Source organism: Pedobacter sp. MC2016-05, assembly GCF_026239735.1.
Classification (GTDB): domain Bacteria; phylum Bacteroidota; class Bacteroidia; order Sphingobacteriales; family Sphingobacteriaceae; genus Pedobacter.
Genome location: NZ_JAPIVT010000003.1, coordinates 155,524 through 182,396 on the forward strand (window position 1 = coordinate 155,524; position 26,873 = coordinate 182,396).

Consider the following 26,873-nt stretch of genomic DNA (forward strand, 5'->3'; position numbering starts at 1 on the left):
AGATCTTTAATCTATCGCATTAAGACTGCTTCGTTCCTCGCAAAAACGAGTGTGTTAGCTTTCGTCTTTTCGCTAAACCCTAAACCCTTCTACGCCTTTCTTCAGTGCCCAAGCATATCCATAATGCACATTATCGTGCCCTATAGTGGTAACCAGCACTTCTTTTATACTTTTCATCTCTGCTCCATAGGTGGAAGTTGAAAAAGGCGTGATGTTTGCAAAAACGCCATTTGCATAATCTTCTTTTATCTCTTCAACGCTATCAAGTGCTAAAGCTTTTAATTCCTCAACTTCTTCCATAGTTACAGTGTATGTCGGCCGAGTGTCTTTCTTATAGAATTCGTTAAAGTTTACCGAGTTTGTATCTGCTAAAACCCCGGTGCGTACATAACAAAGCGTTTGTGTACTTACCACAATGTGCCCGAAATTCCAAACAATATTGTTGTTGTAACCTTCAGGAATTTTATTCAATTGCTCAATCGTCAAGCCATCTATTAACTGAATAAAGGCTTTGCGTGAGGTAATTATAAAATCAAATATTTCGTTCATTTTTTCTATTGTTTTAGGTTTTAAGTTATACGTTTTACGTCCTGAACTTATAACTTCTAACGTCGTATTCATCTACATTGTAAATATCTTCTCGCCTTTATCTAAGAACTCATTTTCTACCAGTTCTTCCCCGGGTTCAAAGGCCTCAAATTCTTTCAGTTTCTCGTGGAAACCAGCGCTATCTTTAATAATCGCAACCCTTGCAGAACGTACAAACTCAATCAGTTCGTAAGGCTCAAGTGCTTTCACTAACGCATCGGTTTCTTCTCTGTGGCCAGTTACGGCAAAAACGGTATAATCTTTACGGATTACCACGGCGCTTGCTCCATATTGTCTAAGCAAACGTTCTACGGTTACTTTCTCCGCAATTTCATCTGTAGATACTTTGTACAGCGCCAGTTCCTGCCAGATAATTTCTTCATTGGTATTGAAGTAGACTTTCAGAACTTCAATTTGCTTTTCAATTTGACGGGCAAGTTTCCGAACCACTTCATAACTTTCTGTAATGACGATGTTGAAACGGTGGATGCCATCGATTTCGGAAGCAGAACTATTTAAACTTTCGATATTGATTTTTCTTTTCGAGAAGATAATCGCAATCCTGTTTAATAAACCAATGCGATTTTCAGCATACACGGTAATGGTGTATTCTTGCTTCCCGTCGATATCGGCTTTATCTATTGTATGTTGTATTGTATTTTCAGTACTCATGATAATTTCTTTTTTACCTTGTCGTCATTTCGACCTTGCGGAGAAATCTTTGTTCAAAGTTCTCTCCATTTCGCTGCGCTCCAGTCGAGATGAGGATCAGATTTAATCTTATTTCAACCTAATTTCACTTACGCTCATTCCTTGTGGAACCATTGGGAAAACATTATTTTCTCTTCCAACCATCACTTCTAAAAGGTAAGATCCTTCGTGATTGATCATCGTTTCCAAAGCTTTTCTTAAGGTGGCACGTTCATCAACTTTATCGGCTTCGATATAATATGCTTTAGCCAGGGCCACAAAATCAGGACTCGTAATGTTTACAAAAGAGTATCGTTTATCGTGGAATAATTGTTGCCATTGGCGAACCATCCCTAAGAAGCGATTATTCAAAATCAAAATTTTTACTGCCGCACCGAACTGCATAATGGTTCCCAGTTCCTGGGGCGTCATTTGGAAACCTCCATCACCGATAATTGCGATTACCGTTTTATCTGGCGCACCATATTTTGCACCAATTGCTGCCGGCAAGCCGAAGCCCATGGTGCCCAAACCACCAGAAGTGATATTGCTACGGGTATTATTAAATTTGGCATAACGGCAGGCAACCATTTGGTGTTGACCAACATCGGTTACGATTATAGCATCGCCGCCGCAGATTTCATTGATATTACGCAATACTTCGCCCATCGTCATTTCATCACTTGTTGGATGAAGCTCTGGCGTGATTACCTGGTCTATTTCTTGCTGATTATAATCTTTGAATTTCGCCAACCATTCTTCGTGTTTGCTTTCATTAACCAGATTGGTTAATAGGGGTAGGGTTTCTTTACAATCGCCCCAAACGCCTACTTCTGCCTTTACATTTTTATCAATTTCAGCAGGGTCGATATCGAAATGAATTACCTTTGCCTGTTTGGCATATTTATCTAAACGACCAGTTACGCGGTCATCGAAACGCATTCCAATCGCAATTAATACATCACATTCATTGGTCAAAACATTCGGACCGTAATTGCCATGCATCCCTAGCATCCCAACATTTAATGGGTGTGAAGTTGGAATTGCGCCATCACCCATGATTGTCCAGGCAGCTGGGATGCCAGATTTCTCAATAAACGCTTTGAACTCTGCTTCCGCTTTGCCTAAAATAACGCCCTGTCCGAATAATACAAATGGTTTTTTTGCTGCATTAATTAATGCTGCCGCTTGCTCAATATATTCAACCCTAACTTTTGGTTTTGGGCGATAAGAGCGGATATGATTACATTTTACATATTCAGGAAATTCCTCAACCTGTAATTGTGCGTTCTTAGTAATGTCAATTAAAACTGGTCCTGGTCTGCCGCTTTTTGCGATATAAAATGCTTTAGCCAAAACCTCCGGGATCTCTTTAGCATCGGTAACCTGATAATTCCATTTAGTAACGGGGGTTGTAATGTTAATCACATCCGTTTCCTGAAAAGCATCGGTTCCCAATAAATGTGCAAAAACCTGCCCTGTGATACAAACCAAAGGAGTACTATCAATTTGAGCATCGGCCAAACCAGTAACTAAATTAGTTGCGCCTGGACCACTTGTTGCAAAACAAACCCCAACTTTTCCACTTGTTCTGGCAAAACCTTGTGCAGCATGAATACCACCTTGCTCATGGCGAACTAAAATATGCTCTAGTTTGTCGGCGTAATCGTAAAGTGCATCGTAAATTGGCATGATAGCCCCGCCTGGATAGCCGAAAATGGTGGTTACGCCCTCCTCAATTAATCCATTCAACAAAACCTGTGAGCCTGTTCCTTTGAATAAAGTTTTTGAAGCTTCTGCTTTCGCCTCGGTTTGTTGTATCGTATCTTGTGCAGTTTCCATAATTATGTTTTTACGGTTCTATTATTTTTTAATTTTAAACCCAATCCGCTCCCTATCTTTCCATTTTAATTGAGCAATTTTTTCGTCGAGCATGTTAACCATTGCATCGTAGAGTTCGTTTAATTGAACATCATGCTCTCCAAGTCGCTCTTTAATTTTAAGTAGCTGTTCATTAATATTGCTTTGTTTTAGCAAAATTTTGCGAACATCTACAAATGCTCTCATAATGGCAATGTTCATATTAATCGCCCTTTCGCTTCTCAAAACGCCACTAAGCATGGCTACACCTTGCTCTGTAAAGCGTATGGTAAGTTCCCCCGGTGTTTTTGGGAACCGGTCACAATTTGTGACCAGTTCAGTATCACAATCTGTGAGGACGGAGTAATTCATTTGAGGTTTCAATTTGAAACCTCAAATTTTCCCATTCTTCTATTGTTAATTGGAACATAAAATCTTCCGGGAAGCGTTGTTTGTTGATTCAAAACCTTTGTTTCAACTTCATAAAGCAAAGCCAAATCGAAATCTAGCATTACTCTTTCACCCCGAATCGTATAAATTCTACTTTGAATGCTTTTAATAATCTGCATATCTTTAAGTTTAATATTATTTTCTAGTCGGGATGACATCAAAATTTAATATTCATCAGTTACACAACCGCTTGCTGCATCTGATACTGTTTTAGCATATTTATATAAAACACCTTTTGTCACTTTCAACGCTGGTTGAACGTATCTGTTTCTTCTCTCGGCGATCACCTCGTCACTTACCTGCAAACTAATTATATTATTAACGGCGTCGATTAAGATTGGATCATTATCCTCAACCAGACCAATTAAACCTCCTTTATAAGATTCTGGCGTGATATGCCCCACTACAAAGCCGTGTGTTCCACCAGAAAAGCGCCCATCGGTAATTAAAGCGACCGACTTACCTAAACCTGCACCGATAATGGCCGATGTTGGCTTTAACATTTCAGGCATACCTGGAGCACCAACTGGGCCAGAGTTTTTAATTACAATTACATCACCCGGTTGAACACGACCGCTAGAAATACCAGCAATTAAATCATGCTCGCCATCAAAAACACGTGCCGGACCTTCAAATTTCTCTCCCTCCTTACCAGAGATTTTTGCCACTGAACCTTTCTCCGCTAAATTTCCATAAAGAATCTGTAGATGACCTGTTGGTTTGATTGGTTCGCTTAATTTCTGAATGATTTTTTGATCGTAATCCATAATTGATTTCACATCACCCAGGTTTTCAGCCATTGTTTTTCCAGTTACGGTTAGGCAATCGCCATGCAATAAGCCTTCATTCAATAAGAATTTCAACACTGCAGGAATACCACCGTACTGGTGTAAATCTTGCATCAGGTATTTTCCACTTGGTTTAAAATCAGCTAAAACCGGAGTTACATCGCTCATTCTCTGGAAATCATCCTGTGTAATTTCAACTCCGATAGCTTTACCCATTGCAATAAAATGTAGTACTGCATTGGTGCTTCCTCCTAAAATAATGATCGAACGGATGGCATTTTCAAATGCTTTCCTCGTCATAATATCAGATGGTTTGATATCTTTTTCTAATAATATCTTGATGTATTTTCCAGCATCTAAACATTCTTGTTTTTTCTCCGGACTAATTGCCGGGTTTGAAGAGGAGTAAGGCAAACTCATACCTAAAGCTTCGATAGCTGATGCCATGGTGTTTGCGGTGTACATTCCTCCACATGCACCCGCACCCGGGCAAGTATGTTTTATAATTCCCTGATAATCTTCTTCAGATAAATTACCACAGATTTTTTGTCCTAATGCTTCAAATGCTGAAACTATATTTAATTCTTCGCCTTTATAATGGCCTGGAGCAATCGTTCCTCCGTAAACCATAATTGATGGACGATCTAAACGAGCCATAGCCATGATTGCTCCCGGCATGTTTTTGTCACAGCCTGGAATGGAGATAATTCCATCATAATATTGTCCACCACAAATGGTTTCGATACTGTCAGCAATTACATCGCGGCTTACCAATGAGTAACGCATCCCATCTGTTCCGTTACTCATTCCATCACTTACGCCAATGGTATTAAAAACCAAGCCCACTAAATCATTTTTCCAGACCCCAGTTTTAACGTCTTTTGCAAGATCGTTCAGGTGCATGTTGCAGGTGTTGCCATCGTAACCCATACTTGCAATTCCGACTTGTGCCTTTGCCATATCTGCATCGGTTAATCCGATTCCATATAACATAGCTTGTGCAGCAGGTTGCGTTGGGTCTTGTGTAAATGTTTTACTGTACTTGTTTAATTCGCTCATTGTTTAGTAATTGTTGGTAATGTTGTAATGTTGTAATGTTTTGGAATCCGTCTAGATACTCGATAATAACTACTTGATACTAAATGATCACTTCGTAGTTTACTTTTTCCAGTACAAGGTTTCTATAAGCTCTTTGTATAGTATAACCGATAGATTCTCTCCAGAGAGTGCGGAAAACGATATCGTCAATAGAGGCAATACCTGCAATTTCGGTAGCAGTCCCACATAGGAAGGCACTATCTGCATTTTTCAAATCTTCAACGGTTAATTTTTTCTCGATGCATTCGATATCTAACACGCTACAAAGTTCTTTAACCGTTGCCCGGGTAATGCCTGGTAAAATATTACCCAACGATGGAGTGTATAATTTTCCATCTTTCTCTAGGAAAATGTTCGCACCAGAAGATTCTGCAACAAATCCATGCATATCTAAAAGTAGCGCATCGTCATAGCCCTTAATGTTGGCCGCAGTAGTTGCCAAAATGGAGTTTACATAGTTTCCACTTAACTTAGCCTCCATCGGAGTCGATTTCGGGTTTGGTCTTTCGTAATCGGAGACGGTGAGCTTTAAAAGTTTATTTCCTGAATAAGCTTCCCAATCCCAGGCGCAGATCAGTATCGAAACACCACTTGGTCCATTCAATTTCATGTTTGGATGGCAAAAAACCAACGGCCGGATATAGGCATCCTTTAACTTATTTAAAGTAAGAAGCTTGTAGGTTTCTTTAATTAATTCTTGTTTATCCCATGGGAAGGGAATATTGGCCAACTGGCAAGAGCGCTCTAAACGGTCAAAATGGGCAGCGGCTTTGAAAATCCGATTTCCATTGTGTGTTTTATATGCTCTGATACCTTCAAACGCGGCATAACCGTAGTGTAACGACTGGCCATAAAGGTCGGTGCCACTATCTACAGCTTTTTCGAACCTTCCATCAAGATAAATAATCGTATTAGAATTGTAGTACTTCATAATACTGCGTTTTGTTATTTAAAAAAAGCGTCCTGTTTGTATCAGGACGCTTTAGGTATATTTAGTTTTTTAAATCTATTTAAAAGCTGCCCGTCTTCTTTCCTAAAATTAGGAGTAGGAGGTTTAGAATAATGATAAATAACAACACAATATTTCCGCCCGCATTTGCGGTGCTGATTTTGAAAAGCTTGCTGTTTTGAATTGTCATTATTTTCTGATGCTTTATAAATACCAATTTAGTTTTTGGTTCATTAATATGCAAGAGAAATCAGAAAAAAGTTAAATAAGAATAATATTTTTAAATTTTATGTTTGAACAGAATGTTATTCGTTATCGAAGTGGAATTAGTGATTTAATGCCGTTGGTGGTATACCGAATATCAAAACGGTATACGGTATGTTTGTTATGCTTGCATTGTAAAATTTACTATTTTCTTCCTAAATGTGACTTATGGTTGGAAAAATGTTCAAATTCTAAGAGTTAACTATAACAAAAAAGCCTTCCCGAAATTAATCGGAAAGGCTTTCTCTAATGATGCTAAAATAAATTCAGCACTAATTTTTATCTAAGCAATACCTTCAGCCAAAACAACAATTTTGTTGTGGATGGCTTCAACAACACCGCCTTTGATGAAAAAACGTTGCTCATCGGCTTTGCCAGCTTTGATAATAACTTCTCCATCTTCTAAAGTTGAGATGATTGCCGCATGGTCTTTCAAAATCTGAAAAGAACCTAAAGTACCCGGAACGGTAACTGCTGTTACCTCACCTTCGAAAACTTTTTTATCTGGAGTTAATATTTCTAAATTCATTTCTTTAGTAGTTAGTATTTAGTAACTAGTAATTAAACTAGTTCGCTAAATAAATTATTGAGGTAGTACTTAGGCTAGAGACCGTATCTTTATACTAAGTACTAACTACTATATACTAATTAGCTTCTGCCAATAACTTCTTACCTTTTTCAATAGCATCTTCAATGCTACCAACTAAGTTAAATGCAGCTTCTGGATATTCATCAACTTCACCATCCATAATCATGTTGAAACCTTTGATGGTATCTTTAATATCAACCAACACACCTTTTAAGCCGGTAAATTGTTCCGCTACGTGGAAAGGTTGAGATAAGAAACGTTGCACACGACGAGCTCTTGATACCACTAATTTATCTTCTTCAGATAATTCGTCCATACCTAAAATCGCAATGATATCTTGTAATTCTTTATAACGTTGTAAAGTTTCTTTCACACGTTGTGCAGTGTTGTAGTGCTCATCACCTAAAACAGCAGGAGAAAGGATACGTGAAGTAGAATCTAATGGATCTACTGCTGGATAAATACCAAGCTCAGCAATTTTACGAGAAAGTACTGTAGTTGCATCTAAGTGGGCAAATGTTGTTGCCGGTGCAGGGTCAGTTAAATCATCCGCAGGTACATATACCGCTTGTACTGATGTAATTGAACCACGTTTAGTTGAAGTAATACGCTCTTGCATTAAACCCATTTCAGTTGCCAATGTTGGTTGGTAACCTACTGCAGATGGCATACGGCCTAATAAAGCCGATACCTCAGAACCTGCCTGAGTGAAACGGAAGATGTTATCAACGAAGAAAAGGATGTCTTTTCCTGCGCCTTCACCATCACCATCGCGGAAATATTCTGCAACTGTTAATCCTGATAATGCTACACGAGCACGTGCACCAGGAGGCTCGTTCATTTGACCGAAAACTAATGTTGCTTTAGATTCTTTTAATTTTTCAGTATCAACCGCTTTCAAATCCCATCCACCTTTTTCCATGGAGTGTAAGAAATCGTCACCGTAGTTGATTACGCCTGATTCGATAAATTCACGTAATAAATCGTTACCCTCACGAGTACGCTCACCAACACCTGCGAATACTGATAAACCAGCATAAGCTTTAGCGATGTTGTTTACCAACTCCATAATTAATACCGTTTTACCTACACCAGCACCACCGAACAAACCAATTTTACCACCTTTTGCATAAGGCTCTAATAAATCGATTACTTTGATACCTGTGAAAAGTACCTCAGTTTCAGTTGATAAATCTTCGAACTTAGGAGGAGTAGCATGGATCGGACGACCGTCAGTTTTATCTACAGCAGTAATACCGTCAATCGCATCACCTACTACGTTAAATAAACGACCTTTAATTTGATCGCCCACTGGCATTTTAATCGCTGAACCAGTATCAAGTACCTTCATTCCACGGACTAAACCATCAGTAGAATCCATAGAGATTGCACGTACGCGATCTTCGCCTAAATGCTGTTGAACTTCTAAAACAATTTTTTGTCCATTTTCTTTTGTTATCTCTAACGCATCGAAAATTTTAGGTAGATGGGCATCATCAGCAAAGCTAACGTCAACCACTGGGCCGATAATTTGTGCTATTTTTCCTAAGTTAGGCATATCTGTTGTGAGTAAATTTATTACAGTCAATGAATTAAAGCTGTTTGTAAGGGCTCCAATTCGGTTGGCAAAGTTAAGTTATTATTAGTAAATTTTAAATATATATTACAAATTTTTCTTAGGCGATTTTAATGGGTAGTTTAGCGGTATAAAATCAATCGATGAAAACAATTTTAACTACCGGCAGCAACGGACTCTTAGGTCAGAAATTAACAGAAAAAATTTTGGCAGAGGGTAGGGTAAAGTTGGTGGCCACATCAAAAGGTATAAACCGTTATCCAGTTAAAGCCGGCTATGGATATGCAGAAATGGATATTCTCAATCTGCAACAGGTCAGAGAAGTTATAGATAAATATCAACCAGACGCCATCATTCATACTGCAGCAATGACCAATGTAGATACCGCTGAAGCGGATAAAGGGATGTGTTATCAATTAAATGTAGTAGCGGTTCAAAATCTTTTATCGCTATGCGAAGAAAAAAATATCCAATTGATTCATTTAAGTACAGATTTTGTTTTTGACGGGGAAGAAGGACCATATAAAGAAGATGATCCGGTTAACCCCGTGAGTTATTATGGCGAATCGAAAGTTTGGGCTGAAGAAATAATTAAGAAATCGACAGCAGATTGGGTAGTTATGAGAACGATTTTGGTTTATGGCATTACCAACGATATGAGCAGAAGTAATATTGTCTTGTGGGCAAAAGGGGCTTTGGAGAAAGGTTTGCCAATAAAAGTTGTAAATGATCAATGGCGAATGCCAACATTAGCTGAAGATTTGGCCGAAGCTTGTTTGTTAGCCGTTGAAAAAAATGCAAAGGGAATATATCATGTATCTGGCAAAGATTACATGAGCATTGCAGATTTAGTGCGAAAAGTTGCCGATTATTGGGCATTGGATCAATCGATTATTTCAGAGGTAAGTTCTGTCGGTTTAAACCAAACGGCGAGGAGACCGATGAAAACCGGTTTTGTATTAGATAAAGCGATAAACGATTTGGATTACCGGCCGCATAGTTTTGAGGAAGGTTTGAAGATCGTGGTTGAGCAGATGACAAGTAGGAAATAGGAAATGGAAAACGGGGAAATGAAATTAGGAAATAGACAAATCCGTAAGCTCTTTCTTTTCGAACTTTGTACCGCAATTTATCAGTTAGCCAATTTATTCCAGCAATTCAAACAGTTAAACAATTAAACAATAATAAATATATGTCATTACACGTAGGCGATCAGGCCCCAGATTTTAAATTATACAGCTCAGATTTAGCAGAAGTTTCTTTATCTGCATTCAAAGGAAAAAAAGTAATCATACACTTCTTCCCGATGGCTTTTACGGGTACGTGTACCGAACAACTTTGTACAATGAGAGACAATTTCAGCTTTTACGAAGGTATCGATGCCCAAGTATTAGGAATTTCTGTAGATTCTCCGTTTTCTTTGGCCAAATTCAAGGAAGTTCAAAATTATCAGTTCCCGTTATTATCTGACTTTAATAAGGAAGTATCTGAATCGTTTGGCGCTATCTACCCAGAATTTGTGTTCGGTTTAAAGGGCGTTTCTAAAAGAGCAGCTTTTGTAATAGATGAGGAAGGAAAAATAGTTTACGCTGAAGTTTTAGAAGATGCAAAAGATTTGCCTGATTTTAAGGCAATTGATGATGCTTTGAAAGCTTAATATTATGTAACGCTAAGTTTATTTGAGATTTTTTTTCAAAATTATTTTGAATTTAAATCTCAAATCTTACCTTTGCAGTCCGTTAACAAACGAAAATGCATTTGTAGCTCAATTGGATAGAGCATCTCACTACGGATGAGAAGGTTTGGGGTTCGAATCCCTACAAGTGCACTTAAAGAGGATCTCGAAATGAGATCCTCTTTTTTTATGTTCAATTTTTTATTAAGAACCAGTCTTGTTTTGAGAATTGCATAAAATTCTGCTAGAAATTCTGCAAAGATTCCCTAAATCATAAGATTCTTTGCAAAATAATTTAGATAGGTTTCAAATTGCCTCGTTTTTCAAATAAATTCTTAATTATAAAACTCATCCAAATTAATAATTATATATTTGCAGCCTTGAAAGGCAGCGCTTTGTGCGATTTTCATGATTAGTTGATGTCTTGTTGTCAAGACTGTTTATTTTAAAGACAACCTAAACCACGTTAATGCTTAATTTAGTTCTCTTTGGCCCTCCAGGGGCGGGTAAAGGCACCCAATCTGAAAAGCTGATTGCAAAATATCAGTTGGTACATGTTTCAACAGGCGATCTTTTTAGAGCACACGTTAAAGGTGAAACAGAATTAGGAAGAAAAGTTAGTCAATTATTAGCAGATGGAGAGTTAGTTCCTGATGCAATTACAATTGCCATGCTTGAAGAAGAAGTAGACAAAAATCCTGATGCAAAAGGTTTCGTGTTTGATGGTTTTCCTCGTACCGTTCCTCAAGCAATAGAACTCGATTTGTTTTTAGAACGTAAAGGAAGCAAGATTGCTGGAGTTATTGCTTTAGATGTTGATCAGGCGGAACTTACCAAACGCATAGCTGAACGTCATAAAACAAGTGGCCGACCGGATGATGACGCGGAAAAGTTAAAAAAGCGGATCTCAGAATACTTTGAAAAAACAATCCATGTTTTGCCTTATTATGAAGAGCAAGGAAAGTTGAAAAAAGTAAACGGCATTGGAGAAATTGGAAATGTATACAATGATCTCTGTGCAGTAATTGATCAATTTTAAAGGATAAAAATATAAATTTTAACATCCGCAAAAATAACAGTTGTTGTTTTTTGCGGATGTTTGTTTTTTAGCGATTTTTGTAAATCAGATTCGTTAATACAAAAAAATACAACAAGAGTTCATCGATTTTTTTAATCTAAAATCGTCAATCTAAAATCTAAAATCAATATGTCACAGGGTTCGAATTTCGTAGATTATGTAAAAATTTGCTGCCGTTCTGGTAAAGGAGGAGCTGGTTCAGCACATTTACATCGTGATATTTTGACTTCTATGGGCGGGCCTGATGGAGGTGATGGTGGTCGTGGCGGCCACATCATTGTGAAAGGCAGCGTTCATATCTGGACATTATTACACCTCAAATATCGTAAGCATATCATTGCCCAGGATGGTGGTGCAGGCGGAAGTTCACACAAATTCGGCAAGCAAGGCCAAGATGAAATCCTGGAAGTTCCTTTGGGAACAATTGCTAAAGATGCTGAAACCGGAGAGGTTCTTTTTGAAATTACTAAGGATGGTGAAACTAAAATTTTAACTGCTGGCGGTCGTGGCGGTTTAGGAAATGCACATTTCAAAAACGCAGTTCAGCAAACCCCACGTTTTGCACAACCAGGTGAGCCGGGAAAAGAGGTTTGGAATATCCTTGAACTGAAAGTTTTAGCAGATGTAGGATTAGTTGGGTTTCCAAACGCTGGAAAATCTACCTTGTTATCCGTGGTTTCGGCTGCTAAACCAGAAATTGCAGATTATCCGTTTACCACAATTGTTCCTAATTTGGGTATTGTAAGTTACCGCGGAGGCAAATCTTTCGTCATGGCCGATATTCCGGGAATTATCGAAGGCGCTTCAAAAGGTAAAGGTTTAGGCTACCGTTTCTTACGTCACATTGAACGTAATTCGGTGTTGTTATTTATGATTCCTGCAGATACCAGCAGAACCATCAAAGAAGAATATGAGATTTTAAAAAGTGAGCTTCAATCTTATAATCCTGAACTTATGCAAAAACCGCATGTTTTGGCCATAACGAAATCCGATATGTTGGATGAAGAACTGATGGCAGAAATGAAACAGGATTTGCCAGATATACCGTCGATTTTTATCTCTTCAGTGGCACAAAAAAACTTATTGGAGCTAAAAGATATGCTTGTAAAAGCGATTGAAAGCTAAGGTTGAGAGTTGAGAGTTGAGAGTTGAGAGTTGAGAGTTGAGAGTTGAGAGTTGAGGGAATTTGGGGCATACAAGTTACATTGTTTAGTTCGCAACCTGTCCATTTAAATTATTTTTTGGGTACTTCAGTATTTTAAAACGATAAGTTTCAATATCATATTAATATCAAGCCTAAATTCTAAGCCGGTCTACTAAACATCCAACCCATTCTTTCAAACTGAATTGCCAGTAGCTTAGCGCATCTGCGTTGGGCATGTAATAGTCTGATATATCATATTTTTCCTTACCGATGTAATCTGTTGGGTAATAAGCCAATTGCTTATCGAAAGCTTTATCAAAAATCATTTTTGAACGCGGAAGATGCCATGCACTGGTGATTACCAAAACGGTTGCGTCCCGTTTATTTTTGTTGATCAGTTCTACACTATATTTTGCATTTTCAATCGTATTCTTGCTTCTATTCTCTATTAAAACGCATGAGTCTGGTATCCCAATTTGCTTTAAATATTTCGCTACATAATCGGCTTCAATAGATTCTTTGCCAATCAGTTTTCCGGAACCACCACTAATCAGGATTTTTTTGATTACACCCGTTTTAAATAAATAAATAGTTTGAATAAGCCGATCTCCACGCTCATTTGCGGCAAGCTTTCCACGTTGGGTAGATTTAGAGAAACCACCTAGTAGTATTCCGATATCATACTTTTGATATTTAGGATAAGTGGGTTCATAAATATTGTATATTTTTCCGATTAAAAAACTGTTCGAAAAAACAACGAGCAGTGAGGCCGCCAGTATAAAAAGTATCGTCCTCCGCCGCTCTTTTCGCGTAAAAATTGCAAATAATAATACTGCGAAAACCCAAATGATGGGTTGCAGAAGAAAAAGTAATAATTTTGAAAAAATAAAAATCATAAAGCAAAATAACCTTTCAAAACTAAGGTTATTTTGCCAATTGTACGTTATCCCTGGCCATCCTGAACTTGCCCATTATCATGAGAATGTTCTAGAATTTCCTTGATATCTGATTTGGGTTTTTTGGTTACCGTATGTTTATAATGTGGCACTTCATGTTCTACAATATCGTTTTCTATTGCTTCTACACCAAAAACCTTTTCCTTTAACAAGTTATATTTATCCTGAAATCCGTAGCGTAAATTTTTTGCGCCACTGGCAATTTTACCTCTTGTTCCTGAACCACTATCTGGTGCAAATAAAATACTTACTATTGCCCCTGCAGCTAAGCCAGCCACCAATGCCAACGCAACCTGAGCGTTATTGGTCGATTTGTGGGCAACATATTTTCCGATTAACTTTCTGTATTTCATAATTATGAGCTTTTAAATTCAACAAACGCTAAGTTAATAATGTTTCATATTTTTTGTTTTGGAAAGCAATTACACCAGCATTTGGTTTAAATCGATCCTGCTCTCGCTTCTGCTCCGATAAAAAATCGGGAGCATTTCGCTAAGATCGGGTTTAAGTGGCAACAGCTGTGCAGCTAGGTAAAAACCTATCGTTTGTTAAATTACATATTAGAGAAAGAGTAATAAAATTGCAGGAACAGGGTTATTTTTATGGGACCGGCTAGCGTTTATAAACCTAAGGGACAGAGCGAGCACGCAGTGTTAACCTTCGGGGTTAACAACGAAGTAAAGCAAATGGCAGGACTACAGACCGCCAGAAGTTGATTACCCTTCATTTTCTAATAATTATAGCGCTATGTTTAAAATAAAACGTAATATTTGAAATCAAATACATTTTAAATGGTAAAAGCCACAATAAACAAAGCTCATTATGCCTGTTCGGTAACAAACGGATCTCACGAAGTGATTGTAGATGAGCCGATAGAACTAGGCGGAACACACAAAGGATTTGCTCCTAAAGATTTGCTAATGGCGTCGCTTGCTTCTTGCGTGGCCATTACTTTGCGCATGTATGTAGATAGAAAGGGTTGGGCTGTAGATAAAATTGAGGTTGAAGTTAATATGGGCATTGAAAATGCAGAAGATGTTTTTCTGGAGGAAATAACGTGTACTGGCAATTTATCGGAAGATCAGAAACAAAGGCTTGAAGTTATTGCTTCCAAGTGCCCGGTAAGCAAAATATTGACTGTTGGGCATGAGGTACGCTCAAAAGTGCTTTAACGGTAACGGTGCAAAACTCGTTTCCCACAATGCTAAAAAGTCTTAATATCTTTGTAGCACTTCAGTTTTTTCTGAAGTAAAAAAATTATATATGGCCACCGAAATTAAATGTCCGAACTGTGCCCATGTTTTTCCGATGGAAGAAGCAATGGCCGAAGATTATAAGAAAGAGCTGCGTGAGAAAATGGTCACTTTTACTAAACAAAAAGATGAAGAATTTCAGCGTAAGCTTGCCACAATAGAAAATGAAAAGCAACTGCAGCAAAAGGCTTTTGATGCAAAACTGGTTGAAGAGAAAAACAAACTCAAGGGCGATTTAGAAGAGAATTTACGTAAAAGTATTGCTTCGGATTATGAGACTAAACTTCAGATGTTGGAAGGTTCTGCAAAGGACAATGCCGAAAAATTAAGACTGGCACGGGAAAAGGAACTTCAGTTTCTGAAACGTGAGGAAAGCTTAAAAATTAAGGAAGAGGAGATGGAATTGGCTTTCCAACGCAAAATGCAGGAGCAACGCAATGAGTTGGTAGAGCAAATCCGCAAGCAGGAAGCCGAAAAAAACAGCATCAAAGATACCGAACATCAGCTTCGCTTAAAAGAGTTGGAGAAACAACTGGATGATCAGAAAAAGCTGGCCGAAGAAATGAAACGTAAGGCCGAGCAGGGCAGCATGCAGCTGCAAGGCGAAGTGCAAGAGTTGATTTTAGAAGAATTGTTGCGCAGTAATTTTCCTTTTGATTTGATTGAAGAAGTTGGGAAGGGCGTTCGTGGTGCCGATTGTGTGCAGGTGGTGCGCAACAATTTCGGACAGGAATGCGGGAAAATTATTTATGAAAGCAAGCGTACAAAAGATTTTGGTGGCGACTGGATTGAAAAGCTGAAGAAAGATATGCGAAGCATGGGCGTTGATGTGGCGGTGATTGTAAGTCAGTGTTACCCAAAAGGTATGGATTGCTTTGGACAAAAAGACGGGGTTTGGATTTGCTCTTTTGAAGAAGTAAATGCAGTGGCTTATGTGCTGCGTGATGGAATTTTACGTTTGTCGAGCGCTATGAAATCGCAGGAAAATCGCGGTGACAAAATGCACATGCTTTACGATTACCTCACCGGAGCTGAATTTTCAGAGCAATGGAAAGCCATTCGCGAAGGTTTTATGAGTATGAAGTTGTCTATCCAACGCGAACGCGATGCCATGGAACGTTTGTGGAAAGCCCGCGAAAAGCAACTCGAAAAAGTATTGTTAAATGCAACGCACATTCGTGGTTCAATTGAAGGAATCGCCGGCAGCGATAGTATTCAGTTAAGTTTAACCGATGATGATGAAACATTGCTGTTGGATTAAAATAAGAGCTTGTCATGCTGAATACAGTGAAGAATCTCATGGTCTGGAATGCTGGTCCCAAAAATTTAGTTACAGAAATTAGTGGGTTAATTTTATATAGTGCTGTTCGTTACGGATTCTTCACTGCGTTCAGAATGACAGCAAAATAAATACAAAAACTGCTAACGTAGATTCAGCCAAACGAGATGGCTAAGCGAACTGCTTTAAGTCGGTCGTCACGTCATCCCGATTGAAGCGCAGCGGAATGAAGAGACCTTTAGAAATTTCTCCGAAAGGTAGAAATGACGAAACCAAATAAAAGAATTACAAAAATTAAATTATATAAAGTGAATAAAAACCTAACCCACAAATCCCTTAGCCCTTATAAACTTCTGGTATTCATTTGCATTTTTCTTTTTTCCGGGAACGTTTCCGGACAGGAATTAAAATCGCCGGATGCAAACTTAGTAGCCAGTTTTTTATTGACTGACAGCGGCGTACCAACCTACAGCCTAAAGTATAAAGGTAAAGAAGTAATCAAAACCAGTAAACTAGGTTTAGAACTAAAAGACGGTAAATCATTTTTAAATGGTTTTACCATTACCGATTCTAAAGCCAGTACCTTCAACGAAACCTGGAAACCTGTCTGGGGAGAAGTGAAAGAAATTGTAAATCATTACAACGAACTGGCTATAACATTAACACAGAAAGAAACGAACCGTTTCATCATCATCCGGTTGCGCTTATTTAATGATGGTTTAGGATTTAGATATGAGTTTCCGGAGCAAAAAAATCTTGATTATTTCGTAATCAAAGAAGAAAGAACGCAATTCGCCTTAGCAGGAGATCACAAAGCATTTTGGTTGCCTGGCGATTATGATACGCAAGAATACAGTACGGTAACTTCAAACTTATCAGAAGTTCGCAGCAAAATGAAGGCTGCGGTAACACCAAATGCATCTCAAACTACTTTTTCACCAACGGGCTTACAAACGCCTTTGATGATGAAGAGCAAAGACGGTTTGTACATCAATATTCATGAGGCAGCGTTAATCAACTATTCATTAATGTCGTTGAATCTCGACGATAAAAATATGGTTTTGGAATCATGGTTAACGCCAGATGCGGTAGGGGATAAGGGTTATCTGCAAGCGCCGTGTTTATCACCATGGAGAACCATCATCGTAGGCGATAAAGCAGGTGATATCTTGACATCTAAATTAACCTACAACCTTAACGAACCAACAAAATTTAAAGAAGTTTCATGGATTAAGCCCACAAAATATGTTGGCGTTTGGTGGGAAATGATCACCGGAAAAAGTACCTGGGCTTATAATAATTTAACCAGTGTAAAACTTGGCGTAACCGATTATGCTAAAACAAAACCAAATGGTAAACATGCTGCAAACACCGCTCATGTAAAAGAATACATCGATTTCGCTGCGAAAAATGGCTTGGATGCGGTATTGGTTGAAGGCTGGAACGAAGGATGGGAAGATTGGTTTGGGAAAACAAAAGATTATGTTTTCGATTTCGTAACTCCTTACCCTGATTTTGATGTGAAAGAATTGCATCGCTATGCAGCAAGCAAAGGCATCAAAATGATAATGCACCACGAAACTTCTTCTTCTGTTCGTAACTATGAAAGACACATTGATACTGCTTATAAGTTTATGAAAGCCAATGGGTACGATGCAGTAAAGAGTGGTTATGTAGGCAATATGATTCCTCGTGGCGAACATCATTACGGGCAGTGGTTAAACAATCATTATTTGTATGCCATACAAAAGGCAGCTGAATATAAAATTATGGTAAATGCACATGAGGCCGTTCGGCCGACTGGTTTGGCCCGTACTTACCCAAATTTAATTGGTAATGAATCTGCTAGAGGAACAGAATATGAGGCATTTGGTGGTAACAATGCAGACCACACTACAATTTTGCCATTTACTCGTTTAATCGGCGGTCCGATGGATTACACACCTGGCATTTTCGAAACGAAGGTGAGTGCTTATAATCCAGAAAATAATTCATTTGTTCACAGCACACTTGCCCGTCAGCTTGCACTTTATGTTACCATGTATAGTCCGCTGCAAATGGCGGCCGACTTGCCTGAAACTTATAACAAATACATGGATGCTTTCCAGTTTATTAAAGATGTGGCGGTTGATTGGGATGATAGCAAAGTTTTGGAAGCCGAACCAGGAGATTATATTACCTTCGCCCGTAAAGCCAAAGGCAAAAACAATTGGTTTGTGGGTCGCACCAATGATGAAATTGCCCGTACGTCGAGAATAGATTTCAGCTTTTTAGATGCCGGTAAAAAATATATCGCAACCATTTATGCTGATGCGAAAGGTGCGCATTACGAAACTAATCCTAAAGCTTACACCATTCGTAAAATGGAGGTGACCAATAAAACAAAATTAACGCTGAATTGTGCGCCGGGTGGTGGTTATGCAATCAGCATCATGGCGAAGTAAGTTTGACTGCGAAGAACGTTAGGTCTTTCAGTGATTTTATTCAGTTCAAGTCGTTCCAAGTGGAACGACTTTTTTAATGGTGTTTTTTGAAAAATACGCCCGCAGATTAAAATGATTTCCTCTGTGATTTATGATAGGTTTTTCGTCCTTGCTAGGTACGAAGCAATCTTAAAGCGAAAAGTTTAATAGCTTCCATACCAGGATTGCTTCGTGCCTCAGCAATGACGACCGTTCTTAAAGCCATTATATTGATTTTTATGAAGTAGATTAATCCTCACCGAAACATGCATCGGAGCAATAATAGTTAAGTTTTAATCTAAAAAATCCAAATTTCTTTCTTTGCGTTTTCACTTTTTGTACTTTGCGGTTGATAACTTAATCTACGCAAACTCACAATTATGGCCAGAACCAAAAATCACATCGAACTACAGTTTTTAAGCGAACCATCTGATGTAAATTATGGTGGCAAAGTTCATGGCGGTATGATGATGAAATGGATTGACCAGGCGGCATTTGCCTGTGCTTTGCAATGGAGCGAATCTTACTGCGTAACGGTTTATGTAGGCGGCATCCGATTTTTCCATCCCGTACATATCGGGCATCTGGTAAAAATGGAAGCGAGAATTATTTACACCGGTAAAACCAGTATGCACATCGCTGTAGATGCTTATTCAAAACCTGTGGGTAAAGCCGATTTTGTCAAAAACACACACTGTATCATTGTTTTTGTGGCGGTAAATGATGAGGGCCAGCCGCAACCAATCCCAGCATTTAAACCAAAAACTGAAAAGGAAATTGCTATGCATGGCTATGCTATAAAATTAATGGAGTTAAGAAAAAGCATTGATAAAGAAATGGAACCTTATATTGTTTAGCCAATTTAGTGTTCAAATAACAATGGACAACTGTTCGAATCCCTTCGGCCCCATTTATTGATTACATTTCTTTATTTCTTAGTTACTTGTAGCGATAGAAGCTACACTTGGCAACACAAAACTAAACTTACTGCCTTCGCCAAGCGCACTTTCTATCCATATTTTTCCGTCTTCTGCTTCGATAAAATCTTTTGATATGGCTAAACCCAATCCAGAACCAGATTTGTTTTGCCCATCAGTAGGTACTTGGAAATAGCGGTCGAATAATCGTTTTTGATATTTCTCTTCAATTCCTTTTCCATAGTCTTTTACCGAGAATTGAACAAATTTGTCTTTTTGAAAAACATCTATCACAACCTTCGATTTTTCTGAACTATAACGCAAGGCATTTGATAAAAAGTTTACTAAAACCCAAGCCGTTTTTTGAATATCGGCATTCACCTTTGGTAGATTTTCAGCACAGTTGAGTTCGAGTTGAATTAGTTTCTGTTCAGCCTGAAACTTTACGGCATCTAATGCATAGTTTACAATTTCCTTTGGCTCGGTTAGGGCAAATGTTAACTTCAAATTTCCGGTTTCTACCTGCGATAAATCCAGTAATTCACCGGTGATTTTTAGAAGCCTGTCACTATCTTCCTTAATATGGTTGAGTAGCTGATTCTGTTCCTCATTTACCGAACCTACCCGATGATCGTTAAGCAGTTTCAAACTCATTTTAATGGAAGATAACGGAGTTTTCAACTCATGCGAAACCGTAGCAATGAAATTTGTTTTGGCTTCATCAAGTTCCTTAAATTGAGTAATATTTTTTAACACATAAACACTCCCTGCAGATTTTGACGATGCGGTGAGTGCCTTTTCATCCTGCTCATCATAATTTGGGATCACGATTTCGCGGTTTTCCAAAAGGAAGTAAGATTCCTTTTCATCGGCATATATTTTAAGGGTTTTATCCTCCGTTTCGGGTTGGGTAATTCTTTTGAACAATTCATTCTTTTTAACCAGTTCGGTGATGTTCTGCCCGATAACTTTCTCCTCATCAACACTCATCAGCTTTGCTGCCAAATGATTTAAAAATAACACTTCGCCTTTTTCATTTAAGCCAATAATGGCATCTTGCATTTGAGCAATAATGGCTTCAATTCTGGATTTTTCCGACTTTATTTTGGAGAGATTACTATTTTCCCACTCGTTCAATTTCTTTACCATGACGTTAAACGCATCTGCAAGTTCTGTAAATTCGTCTTGATTATTGAAATGCAAACGTTGCTTGTAGTTTTTCCTGCTGATTTGTTTAATGGCATCGCTAAATTCTGCCAACGGATTAGCCACAAAGCCAGGGAAATTAACAATGAAAGTAAATAGAATCAAAAAACTTAAGCCCGCTGCAATGGAAATATACATATTTGCATTTGCCGACGTTTTGTTTGCCAGTTCATTTTTGTCGTAGATGGCTTTCATATTTATTTCTTCGATACTTTGCAGTGCAGATCGTAAGGTTTTCAAATCGATTTTTCCGGTAGGTTGCTGCAATTTCTTGTAAGCTAAAGCCAGGTTTTGATAAGCGACTTTTTCACCATTCTCGGTGATATTTTGGCCCTCGTTTTTTAAGTTATCTTCAAATATTTGCGCTTGTCTTTTCGATAAAGGAAATACTCCTTCATCCAAAATAGTTCGCATTGCAGCAACATATTTTAAGGATTTGTAATTGTCTTTCAGGATTACTTTTGATTTATCTGAAAGCTCGTTTAGAAAAAACAATGCAATTAATCCGAAGGATAAAACAATTATAAAGAGGAACCCAAATCCGAGACGAAGCTTGGTTTTAATTTTCATGATGGTTTAATTTGTTAACCGCAAAGCTCGCCAAGTTTTCCGCAAAGAAGCGCAAAGTTAATTGTCCTAGTCTTTGTGTTCTTTGCGCCTTTTCTTTGTGTGCTTTGCGGTTAGATTTTTAAGAAAGTATAACCAAATCAATTTCTTTGGCGGCTAAATTACGCAACAGCTGATTAAAAATTGCCGTTCGCATGATTACCTGGAAAATATTTAAATGTGGCTTTCCAATACAAATGGTGGTGATTTCTTTTTCTGTGGCCATGTTAATAATGGTTTGGGTAATTTGATTGCTTTTTGTTTTCACCACTTCGGCACCTAGTTCTGTAGCGAGTTTAAAATGGTTAATGAGATGGCGTTGTTTATCAAGCTTGATTTTATCAAAGCTTTCTGCATCACTTTGTACGTAGAGTACCATCCAAGGAGAGTGGTAGTAGGAAGCAAGCCTTGCTGTTTTTCGAATAACCACACCAGCAGTTTCCGAATTAGAAGAGATGCAGGCTAAAAACTTTTCCGACCTCAATTTAACTGATTTTGGTATTTCGGTTTTAATTTTCCGCTCCACCTGATGAACTACTTCCTTTAAGGCCAGCTCTCTCAACTGCAAAATTTTATCTGACTGAAAAAAATTCGACAAAGCCTGTTCGATTTTACTTTTGTCGTAAATTTTGCCTTCTTTTAAACGCGTAACCAATTCATCAGCCGTTAAATCAATATTCACAATCTCATCAGCAATTTCCAAAATTTTATCGGGAATACGTTCCGTTACGCCGATGCCCGTGATGCGTTCGATTTCTTCATTGATACTCTCGAGATGCTGAATATTAACCGCCGAAATAACACTGATGCCAGCTTCCAGCAAATCGAAAACGTCTTGCCAACGTTTGCCGTTTTTACTTCCCCCGGCGTTGGTGTGTGCCAGTTCATCAACCACAACAATTTCAGGGTGCCGATTCAAAATTCCCTGCAAATCCATCTCCTCAATTTCTTTTCCCCGGTAAAAAATTTTCTTCCTGGCAATTAGGGGCAAATCATTTATCAAGGCTTCCGTTTCTGCCCGCCGGTGCGTTTCCACATAGCCAATGCAAACATCGATGCCGTTGCGTAAAAGCGCATGGCTTTCCTGCAGCATTCGATAGGTTTTGCCTACACCGGCACTCATCCCAATATAAATCTTGAGTTTGCCCCTTCTCGATTTTTGTATGAGTTCGAAAAAATGTTTAACCGAATCGTCTTTTTCTTGCATTGATATTTTACTTTTTGTCATTCTGAGGAACGAAGAATCTGCAACTAATGAGCACTACTCTAACTTTCTCTTTCCCATGATCTGTGTCCCCACACACCATTACTTGTTTGTTAGCGTTTCGGTCTGTGAGGACAGAGACCGAGGCGTTAGATTGGCGCCGAAATATTCTGTAATTTTAGTGCTCCCGTGGCAGTATTTTTAAAATGAAACAGCAATACTTGCTGTTAATGTTGTATTGACATTAACGGAATTGTTTTCTCTTGCAAAAATTTTGTCCTTGCTGTCATAGGTTTTACCTTCCAATCTGACTACCGCATTTGGAATTGGCGAATAATCTACGTTTAAAGAATAACCTTTCGTTTTAAATCCATTTGTTGTTCCTGTAGATATGAAAATGCCATTTTTGTCTTCGTAATATTCAAACCGACCGGCTACTGCCCATTTTTCTGCAAATTTGTATTGCGCAATAACTACCGGAGAAAATACCTCATTTTTGCTGTGATTGTCTTTTGATTGCTGTTGAGTACCACAATCCAAACCGAGTGTTAGTCCGAATTTATCGCTGAGCTGGAAGATACCATAAATGTTGTGGTAGAAACGGTTTACGCGAACGGAATCTGCGCCCTCTGTTCCCAGGTAATTGCTATAGTTTACCGTAATTTTTGTCGTTGGTTTCCAGGTTAACTGCAAGCCACCCGCAGGTTTATTGTTTCCATTTTGGCGGGTGATTCTTTGCCATCCATTCAGGTAGAGTAGTGTGGCCGTCAATTTTCCATCTTTTGTTCCATAGGTGATTTTAGCTCCAGATTCATAATAAGGTGTGTTTTCCGAAGAAATATTTCTGGTTAAAACCCAGCAGTCTTTCGAAACGGCGCTTTCGAATCCGATGTGTGAGGAAAATATCCCTGCGTCAATCCATAGATTTTCTGTTTTTGAAAGTTTTACGCCAGCGTTAGCTTCAAAAATATTTTTAAGTACGCCAGGCTCTGCGGCTAAATTCGCATTGGTGTAGGTACCGGCCATCAGCGCTAAATTCGCCCTGATTGAACTGCTTTCGTAAGCTGCTTTGATAAAACCCAGGTTTAAATTCACTTCATTCGCCCGGTTGTGCGAGTAAATGAAAGCGGGTCTGTTATGGTCGGCTGGTTTGTTAAAATCGTAACCATAGTAAGTTTCTAGGTAACCAGAGAACTTTACTTTGGGTTCATCTTGTGCTAAAGTAGTTAGAGATGCTGTTAATGTTGCGATAAGGGTGATTAATTTTTTCATTTTGATTAAGTGATTGCTGATTTTCCTTCGGGATGATTACACGGATTTAAGGATTACACAGATTTTTTACACGGTCGTCATTGCGAGGCACGAAGCAATCCTACAACGAAAGTTATAAAGCAGCGAGTGCATTAAGATTGCTTCGTGCCTTGCAATGACGGCATTCTTGTTACAAGTTATCTAATGCCAAATTCAGTTTCAAAACATTTACTGATGATGGACCGAATAATCCAAATAAAGGTTGTAGGGTGTTCATAGCCACTAATTCCTTCACTTTTTGTTGACTGATATTTCTAGCTTTGGCTACTCTTGCTATCTGAATTTCTGCACCTTGCTCGGAGATATTTGGGTCTAAACCACTGCCCGATGCCGTAACCATATCAGCAGGAATATTTGATTTTTGTAAGCCAGGATTATATTTCAAAAGGGTATCAACTCTGGATTGAACTTCTTTTAAATAATCAGGATTGGATGGTCCTTTGTTTGAGCCGGCCGAGCCTGCAGCATTGTAATTAACAGCCGATGGTCTGCCCCAGAAGTATTCGGGTTTGGTAAAAGATTGGCCCAATAATTCGTAGCCGATTGTTTTGCCATTTTTTACAATTTTCTCGCCCCCGCCGTTTCCTGCGGCAAGTTTTCCAGCTATAGCAATGCTGATGGGGTAGATGATGCATAATAATACGATTAAAACTAAGGTTAAGCGTAGCGATTGTATGATGTATTTTTTCATTTTATTTAAATTTTAAGAGAAATAAGTAGTTGTTGATATTGGGAAATGGGTAATAGTGAATAGAGAATAGATTTTAATTTTTTAATGAAATGGATTTTGGAAATAGGAAATAGGTATTAGTAAACGGGCTAATTGACATTATTTATTGAATCTATTCTCTATTCCTCATTTTTAAACAAATAAGCCAATTACTAAATCAATTAATTTGATGCCGATAAACGGAGCGACAATACCTCCGATGCCATAGATAAATAAGTTTCTGCGGAGCAAAGCCGTAGCGCCAATTGGCTTGTAAGCCACGCCTTTAAGCGCCAGTGGAATTAGTATCGGAATGATAATCGCATTGAAAATCACTGCCGACATAATCGCACTTTCGGGTGTGTGCAAGCCCATAATGTTTAAACTTTGCAAGGCAGGAATGGATGCAATAAATAAGGCAGGAACAATAGCGAAATACTTAGCCACATCGTTTGCGATAGAGAAAGTAGTCAGCGTGCCACGGGTAATTAACAGCTGTTTTCCAATTTCTACAATTTCAATTAATTTGGTTGGATCATTGTCCAAATCTACCATGTTACCAGCTTCTTTAGCAGCTTGTGTTCCGCTATTCATGGCCACACCAACATCTGCCTGCGCAAGTGCAGGCGCATCATTGGTACCGTCGCCCATCATTGCAACAAGTTTGCCTAAGGCCTGCTCGTCTTTAATGTAGTTCATTTTATCCTCTGGTTTTGCTTCTGCGATAAAATCGTCTACACCTGCTTTTTCGGCGATGTATTTAGCAGTTAATGGATTATCGCCCGTTACCATTACTGTTTTAACACCCATTTTGCGTAAACGCTCAAACCGTTCGCTAATGCCTGGTTTAATGATATCCTGCAATTCGATTACGCCTAAAGCTTTTTCATTTTCAGAAACCACTAGTGGCGTTCCGCCGTTGGTTGCAATGCTTTTTACATGGTCTGCAAGATCCGAAGGAAAAATATTTCCTGCTTTTTCAACAATATTCCTAATAGAATCGAACGCACCTTTTCTAATCCTTCTTCCGTCGGCAGTATCTAATCCGCTGGAGCGTGTTTCGGCTGTAAACTTAATAAATGTTGAACCTGCTGGTGTGCCTGAATTTTTAAAGCCCTGCTCGTTTGCCAACTCAATAATTGATTTTCCTTCTGGTGTTTCATCAGCCAAAGAACTTAAAACACATGCATCGGTAAAATCTTTAATCACTACGCCGGCAGTTGGGTAGAAGTTGGTTGCTTTGCGATTTCCGATGGTGATCGTTCCGGTTTTATCCAATAATAGAACATCAATATCGCCAGCCGTTTCCACCGCTTTACCTGATTTGGTAATCACGTTTGCTCTTAAAGCTCTGTCCATTCCGGCAATGCCGATGGCTGATAATAAGCCGCCAATAGTAGTGGGGATTAAGCAAACGAAAAGTGAAATTAAAGCTGCAATGGTAATCGGTGTATTTGCGTAATCGGCAAATGGTTTTAACGTTACACAAACGATGATGAACACTAAGGTAAAACTGGCCAGTAAAATGGTTAACGCGATTTCATTTGGAGTTTTCTGGCGGGACGCACCTTCTACCAAAGCAATCATTTTATCTAAAAAACTTTCGCCTGGAGCTGTACTCACCTGAACTTTTATTTCATCAGATAACACTTTGGTTCCGCCGGTCACTGAAGATTTATCGCCACCTGATTCACGAATTACCGGGGCAGATTCTCCGGTAATGGCCGACTCATCAATGGTAGCAATGCCTTCGATAATTTCGCCATCGGTTGGAATCGTGTCACCCGTTTCGCAAACAAAAACATCGCCTTTTTTTAATTGATTTGACGAACGAATTTCAATCGTTCCGTTAGCTAAAAGTACTTTTGCTGGCGTTTCTTCGCGTGTTTTACGTAAGGTATCGGCCTGGGCTTTTCCTCTTGCTTCGGCAATCGCCTCTGCGAAATTGGCAAACAAAACGGTTAACAGAAGTACCAGGAAGATGAAAAAATTATATAGAAAGGAGCCTTGTCCGCTGTGGTTAAAAGAATAGACCGTAACGTAGGCCATCACGAGTGTGCCTACCTCCACGGTAAACATCACCGGGTTGCGAACCATTAATCTGGGATCTAGTTTGATGAAAGATTGTTTCAATGCAGTTTGCACTAAAGCAGGTTCGAACAATTTATTATTGGGTTTCATTTTGAGTTTTAATTAAGTGATTTCACAGATTAAAATGATT

23 protein-coding genes, 1 tRNA gene and 1 pseudogene are annotated in these 26,873 nt (G+C 38.7%); 9 read left to right on the forward strand and 16 right to left on the reverse strand.

All coding sequences use genetic code 11. The annotated features are described in order from the left end of the window. Positions 1-72 precede the first annotated feature (72 nt). The 9 genes and pseudogenes from OQZ33_RS05860 to atpD form a co-directional block, all read right to left on the reverse strand. A complete protein-coding gene (locus tag OQZ33_RS05860) occupies positions 73-549 on the reverse strand; it encodes a DinB family protein (protein ID WP_265798122.1) in 477 nt (158 codons plus the stop codon). Positions 550-621: 72 nt separating this feature from the next. Further along, on the reverse strand, positions 622-1,260 hold the full coding sequence (ilvN, locus tag OQZ33_RS05865; protein ID WP_056851585.1) for an acetolactate synthase small subunit: 639 nt from the start codon (positions 1,258-1,260) through the stop codon (positions 622-624). 108 nt (positions 1,261-1,368) lie between these two features. Continuing rightward, positions 1,369-3,120 (reverse strand): biosynthetic-type acetolactate synthase large subunit, encoded by a 1,752-nt coding sequence (gene ilvB, locus OQZ33_RS05870; RefSeq protein WP_265798123.1) that lies wholly within the window; start codon positions 3,118-3,120, stop codon positions 1,369-1,371. Between the two features lie 21 nt (positions 3,121-3,141). Then, positions 3,142-3,510, reverse strand: coding sequence for a hypothetical protein (locus tag OQZ33_RS05875; RefSeq protein ID WP_265798124.1), 369 nt, complete (start codon positions 3,508-3,510; stop codon positions 3,142-3,144). Continuing rightward, positions 3,482-3,746 (reverse strand): annotated as a pseudogene (locus OQZ33_RS05880) (ORF6N domain-containing protein). Before OQZ33_RS05880 ends, OQZ33_RS05875 begins: the two are co-directional and overlap by 29 nt. 6 nt (positions 3,747-3,752) lie before the next feature. Further along, a complete protein-coding gene (ilvD, locus tag OQZ33_RS05885) occupies positions 3,753-5,435 on the reverse strand; it encodes a dihydroxy-acid dehydratase (protein WP_265798126.1) in 1,683 nt (560 codons plus the stop codon). Positions 5,436-5,514: 79 nt separating this feature from the next. Beyond that, entirely contained in the window at positions 5,515-6,405 is an 891-nt protein-coding gene (locus tag OQZ33_RS05890; protein ID WP_265798127.1) for an aminotransferase class IV, read from the reverse strand. Between the two features lie 565 nt (positions 6,406-6,970). Continuing rightward, positions 6,971-7,216 (reverse strand): ATP synthase F1 subunit epsilon, encoded by a 246-nt coding sequence (atpC, locus tag OQZ33_RS05895; RefSeq protein ID WP_231425138.1) that lies wholly within the window; start codon positions 7,214-7,216, stop codon positions 6,971-6,973. 115 nt (positions 7,217-7,331) lie between these two features. Beyond that, positions 7,332-8,834: a F0F1 ATP synthase subunit beta gene (gene atpD, locus OQZ33_RS05900; protein WP_265798387.1), complete on the reverse strand. Its 1,503-nt coding sequence runs from the start codon at positions 8,832-8,834 to the stop codon at positions 7,332-7,334. Positions 8,835-8,995: 161 nt separating this feature from the next. On the opposite strand from atpD, the gene OQZ33_RS05905 reads away from it, so the two are divergent. The 5 genes from OQZ33_RS05905 to obgE all read left to right on the forward strand — a co-directional run bounded on the left by OQZ33_RS05905 (position 8,996) and on the right by obgE (position 12,730). Next, the gene (locus OQZ33_RS05905) at positions 8,996-9,904 is read left to right on the forward strand and encodes an SDR family oxidoreductase (RefSeq protein ID WP_265798128.1); all 909 of its coding nucleotides are present in this window, start codon (positions 8,996-8,998) and stop codon (positions 9,902-9,904) included. 140 nt (positions 9,905-10,044) lie between these two features. Then, positions 10,045-10,509, forward strand: a complete 465-nt coding sequence (locus OQZ33_RS05910; RefSeq protein WP_265798129.1) for a redoxin domain-containing protein — start codon at positions 10,045-10,047, stop codon at positions 10,507-10,509. Between the two features lie 97 nt (positions 10,510-10,606). Then, positions 10,607-10,680: transfer RNA gene (locus OQZ33_RS05915), tRNA-Arg, on the forward strand. 316 nt (positions 10,681-10,996) lie between these two features. After that, complete coding sequence (locus tag OQZ33_RS05920; protein WP_265798130.1) at positions 10,997-11,566, forward strand: adenylate kinase; 570 nt, start codon at positions 10,997-10,999, stop codon at positions 11,564-11,566. Between the two features lie 168 nt (positions 11,567-11,734). After that, the gene (gene obgE / locus OQZ33_RS05925) at positions 11,735-12,730 is read left to right on the forward strand and encodes a GTPase ObgE (RefSeq protein WP_265798131.1); all 996 of its coding nucleotides are present in this window, start codon (positions 11,735-11,737) and stop codon (positions 12,728-12,730) included. A 171-nt stretch (positions 12,731-12,901) separates the two neighbouring features. On the opposite strand, the gene OQZ33_RS05930 is transcribed toward obgE, so the two are convergent. After that, a complete protein-coding gene (locus OQZ33_RS05930) occupies positions 12,902-13,645 on the reverse strand; it encodes a YdcF family protein (protein ID WP_265798132.1) in 744 nt (247 codons plus the stop codon). Positions 13,646-13,692: 47 nt separating this feature from the next. Beyond that, positions 13,693-14,058, reverse strand: coding sequence for a YtxH domain-containing protein (locus OQZ33_RS05935; protein ID WP_265798133.1), 366 nt, complete (start codon positions 14,056-14,058; stop codon positions 13,693-13,695). Positions 14,059-14,496: 438 nt separating this feature from the next. Here OQZ33_RS05935 and OQZ33_RS05940 point away from each other — a divergent pair, with 438 nt between their 5' ends. The 4 genes from OQZ33_RS05940 (at position 14,497) to OQZ33_RS05955 (ending at position 19,556) form a co-directional block, all read left to right on the forward strand. Next, entirely contained in the window at positions 14,497-14,877 is a 381-nt protein-coding gene (locus OQZ33_RS05940; RefSeq protein ID WP_265798134.1) for an OsmC family protein, read from the forward strand. Between the two features lie 91 nt (positions 14,878-14,968). Beyond that, entirely contained in the window at positions 14,969-16,219 is a 1,251-nt protein-coding gene (locus tag OQZ33_RS05945) for a DUF2130 domain-containing protein (RefSeq protein WP_265798135.1), read from the forward strand. 326 nt (positions 16,220-16,545) lie between these two features. Beyond that, positions 16,546-18,681, forward strand: coding sequence for a glycoside hydrolase family 97 protein (locus tag OQZ33_RS05950; RefSeq protein ID WP_265798136.1), 2,136 nt, complete (start codon positions 16,546-16,548; stop codon positions 18,679-18,681). Positions 18,682-19,079: 398 nt separating this feature from the next. Further along, positions 19,080-19,556, forward strand: a complete 477-nt coding sequence (locus tag OQZ33_RS05955) for an acyl-CoA thioesterase (protein ID WP_265798137.1) — start codon at positions 19,080-19,082, stop codon at positions 19,554-19,556. Positions 19,557-19,634: 78 nt separating this feature from the next. Here the strand turns inward: OQZ33_RS05955 and OQZ33_RS05960 are convergent, their stop codons facing one another. The 5 genes from OQZ33_RS05960 to kdpB form a co-directional block, all read right to left on the reverse strand. Further along, on the reverse strand, positions 19,635-21,392 hold the full coding sequence (locus OQZ33_RS05960; RefSeq protein WP_265798138.1) for an ATP-binding protein: 1,758 nt from the start codon (positions 21,390-21,392) through the stop codon (positions 19,635-19,637). Between the two features lie 118 nt (positions 21,393-21,510). Next, positions 21,511-22,635: a sensor protein KdpD gene (locus OQZ33_RS05965; protein WP_265798139.1), complete on the reverse strand. Its 1,125-nt coding sequence runs from the start codon at positions 22,633-22,635 to the stop codon at positions 21,511-21,513. 198 nt (positions 22,636-22,833) lie between these two features. Continuing rightward, positions 22,834-23,904, reverse strand: coding sequence for a porin (locus tag OQZ33_RS05970; RefSeq protein WP_265798140.1), 1,071 nt, complete (start codon positions 23,902-23,904; stop codon positions 22,834-22,836). Between the two features lie 169 nt (positions 23,905-24,073). After that, on the reverse strand, positions 24,074-24,634 hold the full coding sequence (gene kdpC, locus OQZ33_RS05975) for a potassium-transporting ATPase subunit KdpC (protein WP_265798141.1): 561 nt from the start codon (positions 24,632-24,634) through the stop codon (positions 24,074-24,076). A gap of 171 nt (positions 24,635-24,805) precedes the next feature. Next, positions 24,806-26,833: a potassium-transporting ATPase subunit KdpB gene (kdpB, locus tag OQZ33_RS05980; RefSeq protein ID WP_265798142.1), complete on the reverse strand. Its 2,028-nt coding sequence runs from the start codon at positions 26,831-26,833 to the stop codon at positions 24,806-24,808. Between the last annotated feature and the right edge of the window lie 40 nt (positions 26,834-26,873).